14 protein-coding genes are annotated in these 16,348 nt (G+C 57.2%); all 14 read left to right on the top strand.

Annotated elements, in window-relative coordinates; translation table 11 throughout:
• Nucleotides 1-75 precede the first annotated feature (75 nt).
• The 14 genes from pyrH to dnaE all read left to right on the top strand — a co-directional run bounded on the left by pyrH (nucleotide 76) and on the right by dnaE (nucleotide 16,294).
• Nucleotides 76-819 carry a UMP kinase gene (gene pyrH / locus AC07O1_RS08590; RefSeq protein ID WP_003172271.1) on the top strand — a complete coding sequence of 248 codons (744 nt, stop codon included), beginning with the start codon at nucleotides 76-78 and terminating at the stop codon, nucleotides 817-819.
• Nucleotides 816-1,373, top strand: coding sequence for a ribosome recycling factor (gene frr / locus AC07O1_RS08595; protein ID WP_494992556.1), 558 nt, complete (start codon nucleotides 816-818; stop codon nucleotides 1,371-1,373). The genes pyrH and frr overlap by 4 nt, the downstream gene beginning before the upstream one ends.
• Nucleotides 1,374-1,386: 13 nt before the next feature.
• Nucleotides 1,387-2,142 carry a polyprenyl diphosphate synthase gene (gene uppS / locus AC07O1_RS08600; RefSeq protein WP_495088509.1) on the top strand — a complete coding sequence of 252 codons (756 nt, stop codon included), beginning with the start codon at nucleotides 1,387-1,389 and terminating at the stop codon, nucleotides 2,140-2,142.
• A complete protein-coding gene (locus tag AC07O1_RS08605; RefSeq protein ID WP_495088510.1) occupies nucleotides 2,142-2,948 on the top strand; it encodes a phosphatidate cytidylyltransferase in 807 nt (268 codons plus the stop codon). The genes uppS and AC07O1_RS08605 overlap by 1 nt, the downstream gene beginning before the upstream one ends.
• Nucleotides 2,945-4,135: a 1-deoxy-D-xylulose-5-phosphate reductoisomerase gene (ispC, locus tag AC07O1_RS08610; protein ID WP_495088511.1), complete on the top strand. Its 1,191-nt coding sequence runs from the start codon at nucleotides 2,945-2,947 to the stop codon at nucleotides 4,133-4,135. Before AC07O1_RS08605 ends, ispC begins: the two co-directional genes overlap by 4 nt.
• A 54-nt stretch (nucleotides 4,136-4,189) precedes the next feature.
• Nucleotides 4,190-5,542 carry an RIP metalloprotease RseP gene (gene rseP / locus AC07O1_RS08615; RefSeq protein WP_495088512.1) on the top strand — a complete coding sequence of 451 codons (1,353 nt, stop codon included), beginning with the start codon at nucleotides 4,190-4,192 and terminating at the stop codon, nucleotides 5,540-5,542.
• Between the two features lie 74 nt (nucleotides 5,543-5,616).
• Nucleotides 5,617-7,995: an outer membrane protein assembly factor BamA gene (gene bamA, locus AC07O1_RS08620; protein WP_495088513.1), complete on the top strand. Its 2,379-nt coding sequence runs from the start codon at nucleotides 5,617-5,619 to the stop codon at nucleotides 7,993-7,995.
• A 45-nt stretch (nucleotides 7,996-8,040) separates the two neighbouring features.
• A complete protein-coding gene (locus AC07O1_RS08625; RefSeq protein ID WP_017130863.1) occupies nucleotides 8,041-8,544 on the top strand; it encodes an OmpH/Skp family outer membrane protein in 504 nt (167 codons plus the stop codon).
• A gap of 3 nt (nucleotides 8,545-8,547) precedes the next feature.
• The gene (gene lpxD, locus AC07O1_RS08630) at nucleotides 8,548-9,603 is read left to right on the top strand and encodes a UDP-3-O-(3-hydroxymyristoyl)glucosamine N-acyltransferase (RefSeq protein ID WP_494992562.1); all 1,056 of its coding nucleotides are present in this window, start codon (nucleotides 8,548-8,550) and stop codon (nucleotides 9,601-9,603) included.
• 109 nt (nucleotides 9,604-9,712) lie between these two features.
• On the top strand, nucleotides 9,713-10,153 hold the full coding sequence (gene fabZ / locus AC07O1_RS08635) for a 3-hydroxyacyl-ACP dehydratase FabZ (protein ID WP_494992563.1): 441 nt from the start codon (nucleotides 9,713-9,715) through the stop codon (nucleotides 10,151-10,153).
• Nucleotides 10,150-10,926 carry an acyl-ACP--UDP-N-acetylglucosamine O-acyltransferase gene (gene lpxA, locus AC07O1_RS08640; protein WP_494992564.1) on the top strand — a complete coding sequence of 259 codons (777 nt, stop codon included), beginning with the start codon at nucleotides 10,150-10,152 and terminating at the stop codon, nucleotides 10,924-10,926. The genes fabZ and lpxA overlap by 4 nt, the downstream gene beginning before the upstream one ends.
• Nucleotides 10,927-10,928: 2 nt before the next feature.
• Nucleotides 10,929-12,059, top strand: a complete 1,131-nt coding sequence (gene lpxB, locus AC07O1_RS08645) for a lipid-A-disaccharide synthase (protein ID WP_494992565.1) — start codon at nucleotides 10,929-10,931, stop codon at nucleotides 12,057-12,059.
• 11 nt (nucleotides 12,060-12,070) lie between these two features.
• A complete protein-coding gene (rnhB, locus tag AC07O1_RS08650) occupies nucleotides 12,071-12,697 on the top strand; it encodes a ribonuclease HII (RefSeq protein WP_494992769.1) in 627 nt (208 codons plus the stop codon).
• 75 nt (nucleotides 12,698-12,772) lie between these two features.
• Nucleotides 12,773-16,294, top strand: coding sequence for a DNA polymerase III subunit alpha (dnaE, locus tag AC07O1_RS08655; RefSeq protein ID WP_495088514.1), 3,522 nt, complete (start codon nucleotides 12,773-12,775; stop codon nucleotides 16,292-16,294).
• Nucleotides 16,295-16,348 lie beyond the last annotated feature (54 nt).

The raw sequence follows: 16,348 nt of genomic DNA on the forward strand, positions 1-16,348 counted from the left end.
CGTCCAGTTAGAGTGAACGCAGGCTGCAAACAGCTTGCAAAGAATTTTTAAAATACGCCGCAGGAGAGATTCGCAATGGCTCAGCAGGGCAGTGGTTATCAGGCTCGCTATAAACGCATTCTACTCAAGCTCAGCGGCGAGGCCCTGATGGGCTCGGAAGAGTTCGGGATCGACCCCAAGGTTCTGGATCGCATGGCGCTGGAAGTCGGCCAGCTGGTCGGTATAGGCGTTCAGGTCGGTCTGGTGATTGGCGGTGGCAACCTGTTCCGTGGTGCAGCCCTGAGTGCTGCCGGGATGGATCGGGTTACCGGCGATCACATGGGGATGCTGGCCACTGTGATGAATGCCCTGGCCATGCGTGATGCGCTGGAACGTGCGAATATCTCCGCCATCGTTATGTCGGCTATTTCCATGGTTGGCGTAACCGATCACTATGATCGCCGCAAAGCCATGCGTCACCTGAACGCCAAGGAAGTCGTTATCTTCGCAGCCGGTACCGGCAACCCGTTCTTCACCACGGATTCGGCAGCCTGCCTGCGAGCGATCGAGATCGATGCTGACGTCGTGTTGAAAGCGACCAAGGTTGATGGTGTGTACACCGCTGACCCATTCAAAGACCCGCATGCCGAGAAGTTCGATCATCTGACCTACGATGAAGTGCTGGATCGCAAGCTGGGTGTGATGGATCTGACGGCCATCTGTCTGTGCCGTGATCACAAGATGCCGTTGCGCGTCTTTAACATGAACAAGCCCGGCGCCCTGCTGAATATCGTACATGGCGGCGCTGAAGGAACCCTGATCGAGGAAGGCCAACAATGATCAACGAAATCAAGAAAGACGCTAAAGATCGCATGCAGAAATCTGTGGAATCGCTGGCGCACAACTTCGGCCGTATCCGTACTGGCCAGGCGCACCCAAGCATCCTGGAGGGCGTGATGGTGCCGTACTACGGTGCTGACACCCCGATCAAGCAAGTTGCCAACATCACCGTCAAAGACGCCCGTACCCTGCAAGTTGTTGCCTTCGAGCGCAACATGCTGGGCGCCGTCGACAAGGCAATCGGCAGCGCAGGTCTGAACCTGAACCCGACCAACCTTGGTGAGCTGCTGCTGATCAGCATGCCGGCCCTGACCGAAGAAACCCGTCGCGGTTTCACCAAGCAGGCACGTGATGTGGCTGAAGACGCCCGTGTTGCCGTACGCAACATCCGTCGCGATGCAAACAGCTCGCTGAAAGATCTGGTCAAGGAAAAGGAAATCAGCGAAGACGAAGAGCGTCGTGCCACTGGCGAGATCGACGATCTGACCAAGAAGTTCGTAGCTGAAATCGACGCTAAGTTGGCGGAGAAAGAAAAAGACCTGATGGCCGTATAAGGGTCGCGTTTTCATGGAAAAGACCAAGCAAGCTGTACCGTCTTCGGTGCCGCGTCATGTCGCGATTATCATGGACGGCAATAATCGTTGGGCAAAAAAGCGCTTTATGCCGGGTATTGCCGGGCATAAAGCGGGTGTCGATGCTGTTCGTGCTGTCATCGAGGTGTGTGCCGAGGCCAAGGTCGAAGTGCTGACCTTGTTTGCCTTCTCCAGTGAGAACTGGCAGCGTCCGGCAGACGAAGTCAGTGGCTTGATGGATCTGTTCTTCAGGGCATTGCGTCGTGAGGCCAAGCGCCTCAACGACAACAACATCAGCCTGCGCATCATTGGTGACCGCTCGCGCTTCCATCCGGAGCTGCAGGCGGCCATGCGTGAAGCTGAGGCGATGACAGCGGGCAGCAATCGTTTTATCCTGCAAATCGCTGCCAATTATGGTGGTCAATGGGACATTGCCCAAGCTGCCCAGCGCCTGGCGCGCGAGGTTCAGGCCGGGCATCTGCGACCTGAAGACATTACGCCCGAGTTGTTGCAAACCTGTCTGGCGACTGGCGATCTGCCCTTGCCGGACTTGTGCATTCGTACTGGCGGTGAGCACCGCATCAGCAACTTCCTGTTGTGGCAGTTGGCGTACGCCGAGCTGTATTTCTCCGACCTGTTCTGGCCGGACTTCAAACACGATGCCATGCGTTCTGCGCTGGCCGATTACGCTTCTCGTCAGCGCCGCTTCGGTAAAACGAGCGAGCAGGTCGAGGCTGGAGCCCGGGTTTAATGCTTAAGCAACGAATCATTACTGCGCTGATCCTGCTGCCAATCGCCTTGTGCGGGTTTTTCCTGCTCGAAGGTACGGGCTTTGCTTTGTTCATCGGGCTGGTGGTGACTCTGGGTGCCTGGGAATGGGCTCGATTGGCAGGTTTCACTGCTCAGTCTGCCCGGATTGTTTACGCAACCCTGGTCGCGCTGCTGCTGTTTTTCATGCATGTACTTCCCGGTCTCGCTCCATGGGTGCTGGGTGCTGCTGTTCTCTGGTGGTTACTGGCGACTTTCCTGGTGCTGACTTATCCACGGACCGGTGAGTATTGGGCTAGCGCGGCAAGCAAGTTGGTGATTGGTCTGTTGATCTTGTTGCCTGCCTGGCAAGGTTTGATCCTGATCAAGCAACAACCCTTGGGTAACTGGCTGATCATGGCGGTAATGGTGCTGGTCTGGGGGGCCGATATCGGTGCCTACTTTTCCGGCCGGGCTTTTGGCAAGCGTAAACTGGCTCCGCAAGTCAGTCCGGGCAAGAGCTGGGAAGGGGTTTATGGTGGTTTACTGCTTAGCTTGCTGATCACTGCCGTTGTCGGCTTTGTTCGAGACTGGAGTGGGGTGCAGGTGCTGTTGGGGTTGATCGGCGCGGCGATTGTCGTATCGCTCTCGGTGGTCGGCGATCTGACTGAAAGCATGTTCAAGCGTCAGTCGGGGATCAAGGACAGCAGTAACCTGCTGCCGGGCCATGGCGGTGTGCTGGATCGAATCGACAGTCTGACAGCGGCTATTCCGGTATTTGCTGTCCTGTTGTGGGTGGCTGCACTGTGAGTCGCCCACAACAGATTACCGTTCTGGGGGCGACGGGTTCGATTGGCCTGAGCACCCTGGATGTCATTGCTCGTCATCCCGAGCGCTACCAAGTGTTCGCCTTGAGTGGTTTCAGTCGTTTGAGCGAGCTGCTCGCGTTGTGCGTTCGCCACACGCCGCGCTTCGCAGTCGTTCCTGAGATCGCTGCTGCACGTAGCCTGCAGGACGACTTGCGGGCTGCCGGGCTGAAAACCCGCGTCCTGGTGGGGGAGGAGGGGCTGTGTCAGGTCGCGGCCGATCCTGAAGTCGATGCGGTGATGGCGGCGATTGTCGGGGCAGCGGGGTTGCGTCCGACTTTGGCGGCGGTAGAAGCCGGTAAAAAAATCCTCTTGGCTAATAAAGAGGCGCTGGTGATGTCCGGCGCGTTGTTTATGCAGGCTGTGCGCAAGAGCGGTTCGGTCCTGTTGCCAATCGACAGCGAGCACAACGCGATTTTTCAGTGCATGCCCAGTGACTTTGCTCGCGGGCTTGGTGCTGTCGGGGTTCGGCGGATCCTGCTGACCGCCTCCGGTGGTCCGTTCCGGCAAACACCGTTGTCCGAGCTTGCGGATGTTTCGCCCGAGCAGGCTTGTGCGCACCCCAATTGGTCGATGGGTCGCAAGATCTCGGTTGATTCGGCAAGCATGATGAACAAAGGCCTTGAGTTGATCGAGGCTTGCTGGTTGTTCGATGCCAGGCCTGCCCAGGTCGAAGTGGTCGTTCATCCGCAGAGCGTCATTCATTCGCTGGTCGACTATGTCGATGGCTCGGTGTTGGCGCAATTGGGCAATCCTGATATGCGTACGCCGATTGCCAACGCCCTGGCCTGGCCTGAGCGAATCGACTCCGGGGTGGCGCCTCTTGATCTGTTCTCAATCGCGCGCCTGGACTTCCAGGCTCCCGATGAAGAGCGTTTTCCATGCCTGCGACTCGCGCGTCAGGCGGCGGAGGCGGGTAACAGTGCGCCCGCCACGTTGAATGCTGCAAATGAAGTGGCTGTGGCAGCCTTTCTTGATCGACGCATCCGCTACCCGGAGATCGCGAGTATCATCGAGGAAGTATTAAGCCTCGAGCCTGTGGTTGCCGTCGACGAACTCGACGCGGTGTTCTCGGCGGACGCCAAAGCCCGTACCCTGACCGAGCAATGGCTGAGTCGCCATGGGCGATAAATGTTGCGGCGGATTCGAGTGTATCGGCACTGGATAGGAATGCGGAGAAAGTAGATGAGCGCGCTCTATATGATTTTCGGCACCCTGGTTGCTCTGGGCGTGCTGGTCACCTTCCATGAATTCGGCCATTTTTGGGTGGCGCGCCGCTGTGGCGTCAAGGTTCTGCGTTTCTCTGTGGGCTTCGGTATGCCCCTGCTGCGTTGGCATGATCGCCGCGGTACGGAGTTCGTGATCGCTGCCATCCCGTTGGGTGGCTATGTGAAGATGCTCGATGAGCGCGAAGGTGAAGTGCCGGCTGATCAGCTCGATCAAGCCTTCAATCGCAAGACTGTTCGCCAGCGTATCGCTATCGTCGTGGCCGGTCCTGTTGCCAATTTTCTGCTGGCTCTGGTGTTTTTCTGGGCGTTGGCGATGCTCGGTAGCGAGCAGGTGCGTCCGGTCATCGGTGCGGTTGAGGTCGGTAGTCTTGCTGCAAGGGCCGGCTTGAGCCCAGGTCAGGAAATCGTTGCGATCGATGGTGAGCCGACTTCTGGTTGGGCGGCCGTCAATCTGCAACTGGTGAGCCGATTGGGTGAAAGTGGCTCCTTGCAGTTGCTGATGCGCGAACAGGGCTCGACTGTCGACTCACCTCATGAGCTGATGCTGGATCATTGGCTTAAAGGTGTTGATGAGCCCGATCCGATTCACGCGCTGGGGATTCGCCCTTGGCGTCCAGCGTTGCCGCCGGTGCTGGCCGAGCTTGATCCCAAAGGGCCTGCGCAGGCTGCCGGCCTGAAGATGGGCGACCGTCTGCTGGCGCTCGATGGTCAGGCGTTGAGCGATTGGCAGCAAGTCGTTGATTTGGTCCGTGTACGGCCTGATACCAAAATTATGCTGCATGTTGAGCGTGATGGTGCTCAAATCGACGTCCCTGTGACCTTGGCTGCCCGTGGCAAGTCGAAAGTCGCGAGCGGTTATCTGGGGGCCGGGGTAAAGGCTGTCGATTGGCCACCAAGCATGATTCATGAGGTCAGCTTCGGTCCGCTGGCTGCGATCGGCGAGGGTGCCCGGCGGACCTGGACCATGAGTGTGCTGACCCTTGATTCACTAAAGAAAATGTTGTTCGGCGAGCTCTCGGTAAAAAACTTGAGTGGACCGATAACCATTGCTAAAGTGGCGGGCGCTTCTGCCCAGTCGGGTGTCGCTGATTTCTTGAATTTCCTTGCTTATCTGAGTATTAGCCTGGGAGTTCTCAATCTGTTGCCCATTCCTGTACTGGATGGGGGGCATTTGTTGTTTTATCTGATTGAGTGGGCGCGTGGTCGCCCCTTGTCGGATCGGGTGCAGGGTTGGGGGATGCAGATCGGTATCAGTTTGGTGGTCGGGGTGATGTTGCTTGCTCTGCTCAACGATCTGGGTCGACTGTAACGCTTCGCTGAATTGCGAATCTGCCGCATTTTGCGGCAGTTTGTTTATTGCCAGTTGGAATAAGAAAGGACTTCATGAAACGTCTGCTGCTAACTGCGGTTCTCACCGTATTGATGATCGCCGAAGTTCACGCCGAGTCCTTCACTATCTCCGATATTCGCGTCAATGGCCTCCAGCGGGTGTCCGCGGGTAGCGTCTTTGGTGCCTTGCCGTTGAACGTTGGTGAACAGGCGGATGATCGTCGCCTGGCGGAATCCACTCGTGCATTGTTCAAAACCGGTTACTTTCAAGATATCCAGCTGGGCCGCGATGGCAATGTCTTGGTCATCACTGTAGTCGAGCGTCCATCTGTTGCCAGTATCGAGATCGACGGAAACAAGGCGATCTCCACTGAAGACCTGATGAAAGGCCTCAAACAATCCGGTCTGTCCGAAGGCGAGATCTTCCAGCGTGCGACCCTTGAGGGCGTGCGTAACGAACTGCAGCGTCAATATGTTGCTCAGGGCCGCTACTCGGCGACCGTCGACACCGAAGTGGTGCCGCAGCCGCGTAACCGTGTTGCCTTGAAGGTCAATATCAACGAAGGCACTGTCGCCGCTATCCAGCACATCAACGTGGTGGGTAACACGGTCTTCCCTGACGAAGATCTCATCGACCTGTTCGAACTGAAAACCTCTAACTGGCTGTCGTTCTTCAAGAACGATGACAAGTACGCTCGTGAAAAATTGTCCGGTGACCTGGAGCGCCTGCGTTCCTACTACCTGGATCGTGGCTATATCAACATGGATATCGCTTCGACCCAGGTTTCGATCACCCCGGACAAGAAACACGTCTACATCACCGTCAACGTTAACGAAGGTGAGAAGTACAGCGTTCGTGACGTCAAGCTGAGCGGTGACTTGAAAGTGCCTGAAGACCAGGTCAAGTCGTTGCTGCTGGTACAGAAAGGTCAGGTTTTCTCGCGCAAACTGATGACCACCACGTCTGAATTGATCACCCGTCGTCTGGGTAACGAAGGCTATACCTTCGCCAACGTCAACGGCGTGCCGCAGCCCCATGAAGAAGATCACACCGTAGATATCACTTTCATGGTCGATCCTGGCAAGCGCGCCTACGTAAACCGCATCAACTTCCGTGGCAATACCAAGTCGGAAGACGAAGTACTGCGTCGTGAAATGCGTCAGATGGAAGGAGGCTGGGCGTCAACCTACCTGATCGACCAGTCCAAGACCCGTCTGGAACGTCTGGGCTTCTTCAAGGAGGTCAACGTCGAGACGCCGGCTGTACCGGGTGTCGATGACCAGGTTGACGTGAACTACGCCGTTGAAGAGCAAGCGTCCGGTTCGATCACCGCCAGCGTCGGTTTTGCTCAGAGCGCCGGTCTGATCCTCGGTGGCTCGATTACCCAGAACAACTTCCTGGGTACCGGTAACAAGGTCAGCATCGGCTTGACCCGTAGCCAGTACCAGAGCCGTTATAACTTCGGTTATGTCGACCCCTACTGGACTGCTGACGGCGTCAGCCTGGGTTACAACGCTTTCTATCGCACCACTGACTACAAAAACCTTGATGTCAACGTCGCGAGCTATGCCGTAGACAGCCTGGGCGCAGGTGTCAGCGTTGGTTACCCGATCAGTGAAACTTCGCGTCTGACCTTTGGTCTGACGGCACAGCAAGACAAGATCAAGACCGGTCAGTTCACCGTTGACGAGATTTTTGACTTCGTTAACCGTGAAGGTGACCAGTACCTGAACTTCAAGGCTTCGGCCGGTTGGTCCGAGTCGACTCTGAACAAAGGCGTGCTGGCGACCCGTGGTCATTCCCAGAGCCTGGTTCTGGAAGCAACGACCCCTGGCAGCGATCTCTCGTTCTTCAAGCTCGATTACCGTGGTCAGCTGTTCCAGCCGTTGACTGATAACTACACCATGCGTCTGCACACTGAGCTGGGCTATGGTGATGGTTACGGTTCGACCAATAGCCTGCCGTTCTACGAGAACTACTTTGCAGGTGGTTTCAACTCGGTTCGCGGCTTCAAGGACAGCACTCTCGGGCCTCGCAGTACGCCGAGTCGTGGCGTTAACCCGGGAACTACCGTCGACCCGGACCAGAATGCGCTGCCGTTTGGTGGTAACGTCCTGATTCAGGGTGGTGTAGAGGTTCTGTTCCCTCTGCCGTTCGTGAAAGATCAGCGTTCCTTGCGCACGTCGGTATTCTGGGACGTGGGTAACGTGTTCGACTCGACTTGCACGCAGAGCACTAACGCCGATGGTTCGAAGTCTAAAACGCAGTGCAACGAGGTCAGTCTGAGCAATATGGCCAGTTCGGTGGGCGTTGGTGTGACATGGGTTACTGCCCTTGGTCCGTTGAGTTTCGCATTGGCAATGCCGGTCAAGAAACCGGACAGCAATGCTGAGACCCAGGTATTCCAATTCTCCCTCGGTCAGACGTTCTAATCGTCTGATCCAAGATAACGACAATGGTTTTTGTAGGAGTGCATCGTGCGTAAGTTGACTCAATTGGTTCTCCTGGCGACTGTCCTGGTAGCGACCCCGGCATTTGCCGAAATGAAAATTGCGGTACTGAACTATCAAATGGCTCTGCTGGAGTCTGACGCCGCGAAGAAATACGCTGTGGATGCCGAGAAGAAGTTCGGTCCACAACTGACCAAGCTAAAGGCTCTTGAAAGCAGCGCCAAAGGCATCCAGGATCGTCTGGTCAGTGGTGGCGACAAAATGCAGCAAGGCGAACGTGAGCGCCTTGAACTCGAGTTCAAGCAAAAGGCCCGTGACTTCCAGTTCCAGTCCAAGGAACTGAACGAAGCCAAAGCCGTTGCCGACCGTGAAATGCTGAAACAGCTCAAGCCGAAACTGGATAGCGCTGTGGAAGAAGTCATCAAGAAAGGTGCTTTTGACCTGGTCTTCGAGCGTGGCGCAGTGATCGATGTCAAACCTCAGTACGACATCACTCGCCAGGTTATCGAGCGCATGAATCAGCTGAAGTAATCCATGACTGCGACTATAAAGCTCGGCCAGTTGGCCGAGTTCCTCGGCGCCACGCTACGTGGTTCCGCGGAGAAAGAAATTACTGGGCTAGCCACCTTGCAGGAGGCTGGCCCAGCTCAGTTGAGCTTTCTGGCAAATCCCCAATACCGTAAATATCTGGTCGGCAGCCAGGCTGCAGCCGTGTTGCTGAAGGCCGCTGACGCTGAAGGTTTTGCCGGTGATGCGCTGGTTGTAGCTGATCCATACCTTGCGTACGCGCGGATTTCCCATCTGTTCGATCCCAAGCCTAAAGCCAGTGCCGGTATTCATCCGACTGCGGTTGTGGCTGAGGATGCGGTGGTCGATCCGGCTGCGAGCATTGGTGCATTTGCCGTGATCGAAAGCGCCGCGCGCATTGCCGCTGGTGTCACGGTCGGCGCTCACTGCTTTGTTGGTGCTCGCTCTGAAATCGGTGAAGACGGTTGGCTGGCTCCTCGAGTGACGCTTTATCACGACGTACGGATCGGAAAACGCGTGGTGATTCAGTCCGGCGCTGTCATTGGTGGTGAAGGTTTTGGCTTCGCCAATGAAAAAGGTGTCTGGCAGAAGATTGCCCAGATCGGCGGCGTGTTGGTCGGTGACGATGTGGAGATCGGCGTGAACACTGCCATCGACCGCGGTGCGCTGGCCGATACCGTGATCGGTAATGGCGTGAAACTGGATAACCAGATTCAGATCGCCCACAACGTGCAGGTCGGTGATCACACCGCCATGGCGGCGTGCGTGGGGATCTCCGGCAGTACCAAAATCGGCAAGCACTGCATGCTCGCCGGTGGTGTCGGTCTGGTTGGGCACATTGATATTTGCGACAACGTTTTCCTGACCGGAATGACCATGGTGACTCACTCGATTACAGAGCCGGGCTCCTATTCTTCCGGTACGGCGATGCAGCCTGCTGCCGAATGGCGCAAAAGCGCGGCACGCATTCGTCAGCTCGACGATATAGCGCGGCGCCTGCGGCAATTGGAAAAGCGTGTAGGTGACGTGACCCCTGGCGGTAATGCTTCATCAGATGGCTGAAACCATTTCCATATCAAGTGTGCACAGCCGCTAGACTGCCTCCTTGATTTGCTAGAGGAGTGCGCGTCAGTCGCGCGCTCCCAATCTTTACTACAGGCTTCCCCCCGAAATGATGGACATCAACGAGATTCGCGAATACCTGCCTCACCGTTACCCTTTCCTGTTGGTGGACCGGGTAGTGGATCTGGATGTTGAAGGCAAGTGCATTCGTGCCTACAAGAATGTCAGCATCAACGAACCATTCTTCAATGGTCACTTTCCGGCACATCCGATCATGCCGGGCGTGCTGATTATCGAGGCGATGGCTCAGGCTGCCGGAATCCTTGGTTTCAAGATGCTGGATGTGAAACCGGCCGATGGCACCCTTTACTATTTCGTCGGTTCCGACAAGCTGCGCTTCCGCCAGCCGGTACTGCCAGGTGATCAGTTGATTCTTGAAGCCAGGTTCTTGAGCTGCAAGCGTCAGATCTGGAAGTTTGAATGCCAGGCTTCGGTCGATGGCAAGCCGGTCTGCTCCGCCGAGATCATTTGCGCGGAACGCAAACTATGAGTTTGATTGACCCTCGCGCAATCATCGATCCGACGGCCGTTCTGGCCGACGACGTCGAGGTCGGCCCCTGGTCGATCATCGGCGCTGGTGTGGAAATCGGCGAGGGTACAGTGATCGGGCCACATGTGATTCTCAAAGGCCCGACCCGAATCGGTAAGCAAAACCGCATCTACCAGTTTTCCTCGGTAGGTGAGGACACGCCCGATCTCAAATACAAAGGTGAAGAAACACGTCTGGTGATCGGCGACCATAACGTCATCCGTGAAGGCGTAACCATTCACCGTGGGACCATTCAGGATCGTGCCGAAACGACCCTGGGCGATCACAATCTGATCATGGCCTATGCGCACATCGGCCACGACAGTGTCATCGGCAACCATTGCATTCTGGTCAACAACACCGCGTTGGCCGGTCATGTGCACGTTGAAGACTGGGCGATTCTCTCCGGCTTTACCCTGGTTCATCAGTACTGCCATATCGGCGCTCACAGCTTTTCTGGCATGGGTACCGCTATCGGCAAGGATGTTCCGGCCTACGTCACGGTGTTCGGCAACCCTGCCGAGGCGCGCAGCATGAACTTCGAAGGCATGCGCCGTCGTGGTTTCAGCGACGACGCGATCCACGCTCTGCGTCGCGCCTACAAGGTGGTTTACCGTCAGGGGCTGACTGTCGATCAGGCACTTGCCGAGCTGGCCGAGCCGTCCGCACAGTTTCCGGAAGTCGCGGTTTTCCGTGATTCTATCCAGTCTTCGACTCGCGGCATTACTCGTTAATCATGGCCACTTTGCGTGTTGCACTGGTGGCGGGCGAGGCCTCCGGCGATATCTTGGGCGCTGGCTTGATGCGCGCCCTCAAGGCACAACATCCTGCGGTTGAGTTTATCGGTGTCGGCGGACCGCTGATGCAGGCCGAAGGCTTGACTTCCTATTTCCCGATGGAGCGTCTGGCCGTCATGGGGCTGGTTGAGGTTCTGGGGCGTTTGCGTGAGCTGCTGGCTCGACGCAAGAAGCTTATTCAGACCTTGATCGCGGAGAAGCCGGACGTATTCATCGGTATCGATGCGCCGGATTTCACGCTGAATATCGAACTCAAACTGCGGCAGGCCGGGATCAAGACCGTGCACTACGTCAGCCCGTCTGTCTGGGCCTGGCGTCAGAAGCGCGTGCTGAAGATTCGTGAAGGCTGCGATCTGATGCTGACGCTGTTTCCGTTCGAGGCGAAATTCTACGAAGAGAAGGGCGTGCCGGTACGTTTTGTCGGTCACTCCCTGGCCGATGCGATCCCGCTTGAGGCAGATCGCGCCGCAGTCCGTGCAGAGCTGGGGTTGCCTGATGGACCCCTGGTTGCCTTGATGCCCGGTAGTCGCGGTGGCGAGGTCGGTCGTCTGGGAGGTTTGTTTCTTGACACCGCCGAGCGTCTGCGTGCCTTGCGTCCAGGCGTGCGTTTTGTCATGCCATGCGCCAGTCCTGAGCGCCGTGTGCAGCTCGAAGAGTTGCTGGCAGGCCGCGACTTGCCGTTGACCCTGCTCGACGGACGTTCCCATCAGGCTCTCGCTGCCTGTGACGCAGTGTTGATTGCCTCCGGCACCGCGACCCTGGAAGCCCTGCTGTACAAGCGGCCGATGGTGGTCGCTTATCGCCTGGCGCCGCTGACGTTCTGGATTCTCAAACGCATGGTAAAAAGCCCCTATATATCTCTGCCGAACTTGCTGGCGCAGCGTTTGCTGGTGCCCGAGTTGTTGCAGGACGATGCAACTGCCGAGGCGCTGGCGCAGACGGTGTTGCCATTGATCGACGGCGGCGAAGAACAAACCCGTGGTTTTGACGAGATTCATCGGACCTTGCGTCGCGATGCCTCGAATCAGGCCGCCGAAGCGGTATTGAACCTGATCGGCAAACCAGTATGAGTGGTGTAAAGATGCAAATGGGTCTGGATTTCACCTTGGTTGCCGACGCTGAAGACCTGGTTGCCGGTGTTGATGAAGTCGGACGCGGGCCTTTATGCGGTGCTGTGGTGACCGCGGCGGTGATTCTCGATCCGAATCGGCCGATTCTCGGGCTCAACGATTCGAAAAAGCTCACCGAAGCCCGTCGCGAAAAGCTGTATGACGAGATCTGTGAAAAGGCCCTGAGCTGGTGCATTGCCCGGGCTGAAGTTGAAGAAATCGACGAGCTGAATATCTTGCACGCCACCATGCTGGCCATGCAGCGCGCAGTGGAAGGGCTAAGCATCACCCCCAAACTGGCGATGATCGACGGCAACCGCTGCCCGAAGCTGGCGATGCCGGCTGAAGCGGTGGTCAAGGGTGATAGCAAGGTCCCGGCGATTGCCGCAGCCTCGATTCTGGCAAAGGTTAGCCGTGACCGTGAAATGGCTGCTTTCGAATTGATTTATCCTGGCTACGGCATTGGCGGGCACAAAGGCTACCCGACTCCCGTACATCTGGAGGCCTTGGCCCGCTTGGGTCCGACGCCGATTCACCGACGCTCGTTCGCGCCTGTGCGTCTGGCGTATGAGGCGCTGGAAGGGTTGACTGAGGTTTAGTCAACAGGCTGATGTTTTGCTCAGGGCCCGGTACAATCCGGGCCTTGTTGTCTTCACGCTTATGACAGGATCACTATGCCGGCTTCATTCGTTCACCTACGCCTGCACACTGAATATTCCCTGGTCGACGGTCTGGTGCGGATCAAACCGCTGGTCAAGACGCTGGTCGGCATGAACATGCCTGCCGTGGCAGTCACCGACCAGAACAACATGTGTTCCCTGGTCAAGTTTTACAAGGCAGCCATGGGCGCCGGGATCAAGCCGATCTGCGGTGCTGACCTGTGGCTGTCGAACAAGGATCCTGAAAACCCGCTCAGCCGCATTAGCCTGTTGGCAATGAATGGCGTCGGTTATCGCAATCTCACCGAGTTGATCTCCCGCGGCTTTATCGATGGTCAGCGCAATGGCCAGATTATCATCGAGCGCGAGTGGGTGGCCGAGGCCAGCGAAGGCTTGATCATGCTGTCGGCGGCGAAGGAGGGCGAGATTGGTATCGCTCTGCTTGGCGGCAATCCGGATGAGGCCGAGACGCTGGCCCGTGAATGGATGGCGGTGTTCCCGGATCGTTTCTATCTGGAAGTACAGCGCACCAATCGCCCGAATGACGAAGAGCAACTGCACGGTGCCGTCGCCCTGGCCGAGAAGATCGGCGCGCCATTGGTAGCGACCAACGACGTGCGCTTCCTCAAGCGCGAAGACTTCGAAGCCCACGAAACCCGCGTCTGCATCGGCGAAGGCCGCGCCCTCGACGATCCGCGCCGTTCGAAGAACTACAGCGACCAGCAGTACCTCAAAAGCGCCGATGAAATGGCTGAGTTGTTCAGCGACTTGCCTGAAGCGCTGGAAAACTCGGTCGAGATCGCCAAGCGCTGCAACATCGAAGTGAAGCTGGGCAAGCACTTCCTGCCCAACTTCCCGATTCCCGATGGCATGACCATCGATGAGTATTTCCGCAAGGTCTCGTTCGACGGCCTGGAGGAGCGGTTGTCCGTCCTGCTGCCCAAGGACACTACCGAAGATTATGAGGCCAGGCGCCAGGTCTACGTCGACCGGTTGAATTTCGAGCTGGATATCATCATCCAGATGGGTTTCCCCGGTTACTTCCTGATCGTTATGGACTTTATCCAGTGGGCCAAGAGTAACGGTGTGCCGGTCGGTCCGGGTCGAGGGTCAGGTGCCGGATCGCTGGTGGCTTATGTGCAGAAGATCACCGACCTTGACCCGTTGGAATATGACCTGCTGTTCGAGCGATTCCTTAACCCGGAACGAGTTTCCATGCCCGACTTCGACGTCGACTTCTGCATGGATGGTCGTGATCGCGTAATTGAATATGTGGCCGAGAAATATGGTCGCAACGCGGTAAGCCAGATCATTACCTTCGGCTCCATGGCAGCGAAAGCTGTGATTCGTGACGTGGCACGGGTGCAAGGCAAGTCCTACGGCTTGGCGGATCGGCTGTCGAAGATGATTCCCTTCGAAGTCGGCATGACCCTGGAAAAAGCCTACGAGCAGGAAGAAATCCTCCGGGACTTCATCAAGATCGATGAAGAGGCCGCGGAAATCTGGGAGATGGCGCGCAAGCTTGAAGGTGTTGTGCGTAACGTGGGCAAGCACGCCGGTGGCGTGGTTATCGCACCGACCAAACTCACCGACTTCTCGCCGATCTATTGCGATGAGGAAGGCGACGGTCTGGTAACCCAGTTCGACAAGGACGACGTCGAGGCCGCCGGTCTGGTGAAGTTCGACTTCCTGGGGCTGCGGACCCTGACCATCATCGATTGGGCGCTGAAAACCATCAACCGCGACCGCGCCAAGGTCAACGAGCCGCCGCTGGATATTGCGTTTATTCCGCTGGACGACAAGCCGACCTACACGCTGCTGCAAAAAGCTGAAACCACTGCGGTTTTCCAGCTCGAGTCGCGCGGCATGAAAGAGCTGATCAAAAAGCTCAAGCCCGACTGCCTGGAGGACTTGATCGCACTGGTGGCGTTGTTCCGTCCGGGTCCGCTGCAATCGGGCATGGTGGATGACTTCATCAACCGTAAGCACGGTCGCGCCGAACTCGCCTACCCTCACTCCGATTACCAGTACGAAGGCTTGAAGCCAGTATTGGCGCCGACCTACGGCATCATCCTGTATCAGGAACAGGTGATGCAGATTGCGCAGGTCATGGCCGGTTACACCCTTGGTGGTGCGGACATGCTGCGTCGAGCCATGGGTAAGAAAAAGCCCGAGGAAATGGCCAAGCAGCGCGGCGGTTTCATTGAAGGTTGCGCGACCAATAATATCGATGCCGACCTTGCCGGTAACATCTTCGACCTGGTAGAGAAATTTGCCGGTTATGGCTTCAACAAATCCCACTCGGCCGCCTATGGGCTGGTCTCGTACCAGACGGCATGGCTGAAGACTCACTACCCGGCACCGTTCATGGCCGCGGTACTTTCTGCGGATATGCACAACACCGACAAGGTCGTGACCTTGATCGAAGAAGTGCGCACCATGAAGCTGCGCCTCGACGCGCCGGATGTGAATACCTCCGAATTCAAGTTTACGGTGAACGACGAAGGTCGCATCGTTTACGGCCTCGGTGCGATCAAGGGTGTTGGTGAAGGTCCGGTGGAAGCCATCACCGAGGCGCGTCAGGAGGGGCCGTTCAAGGACCTGTTCGATTTCTGCGCCCGGGTTGACCTCAAACGCATCAACAAGCGCACGCTGGACGGTTTGATCCGCAGCGGCGCGCTGGATCGCCTCGGTCCGTACTTCCATGACGAGCCGAAAGCCTATCAGGCCGGCATCGACCAGAACCGTGCGGTATTGCTGGCGGCAATGGAGGAGGCGATCAAGGCCGCCGAACAAACCGCTCGCACCCATGACAGCGGTCATGCGGACCTGTTTGGCGGCCTGTTCGTCGAAGAAGACGCCGACGTCTACGCCAGCCACCGCAAGGCCAAGGAATTGACGCTCAAGGATCGTCTGCGCGGGGAGAAGGAAACCCTCGGCCTGTACCTCACCGGTCACCCGATCGATGAATACGAGGGTGAAATCCGACGCTTTGCCCGTCAGCGCATCATCGACCTGAAGCCGGCTCGGGATACTCAGACCGTCGCGGGCATGATCATCGCACTGCGGGTGATGAAGAACAAAAAGGGCGACAAGATGGGTTTCATTACCCTCGACGATCGCTCGGCGCGCATCGAAGCGTCGCTGTTTGCCGAGGCGTTCCACTCGGCACAGTCCTTGTTGCAGACCGATGCGATGGTGGTGGTCGAAGGTGAAGTCAGCAACGACGACTTCTCCGGCGGCCTGCGCCTGCGAGTCAAGCGGGTAATGAGCATGGAAGATGCTCGCACCAACCTGGCCGAAAGCCTGCGCCTGAAGGTGCACACCGAGGCCTTGAAAGGTGATCGGCTTCGCTGGCTGGGCGAGTTGTTCAAGCGTCATCGCGGGGCGTGCCCGATTACCGTGGAGTACACCGGCCCGGACGCCAGGGCGTTGCTGCAGTTTGGCGAAACCTGGCGAATCGACCCGGCAGACAGCTTGATTCAAGCCCTGCGTGACCAGTTCGGGCGAGACAACGTCTTCCTCCAATACCGTTGACGGTGAGGTGCCGCTCTTTGTCATTTGAGCACGCCCTGATCTCGACCAAATTTT

The organism is Pseudomonas sp. GW821-FHT07G10, assembly GCF_059418545.1.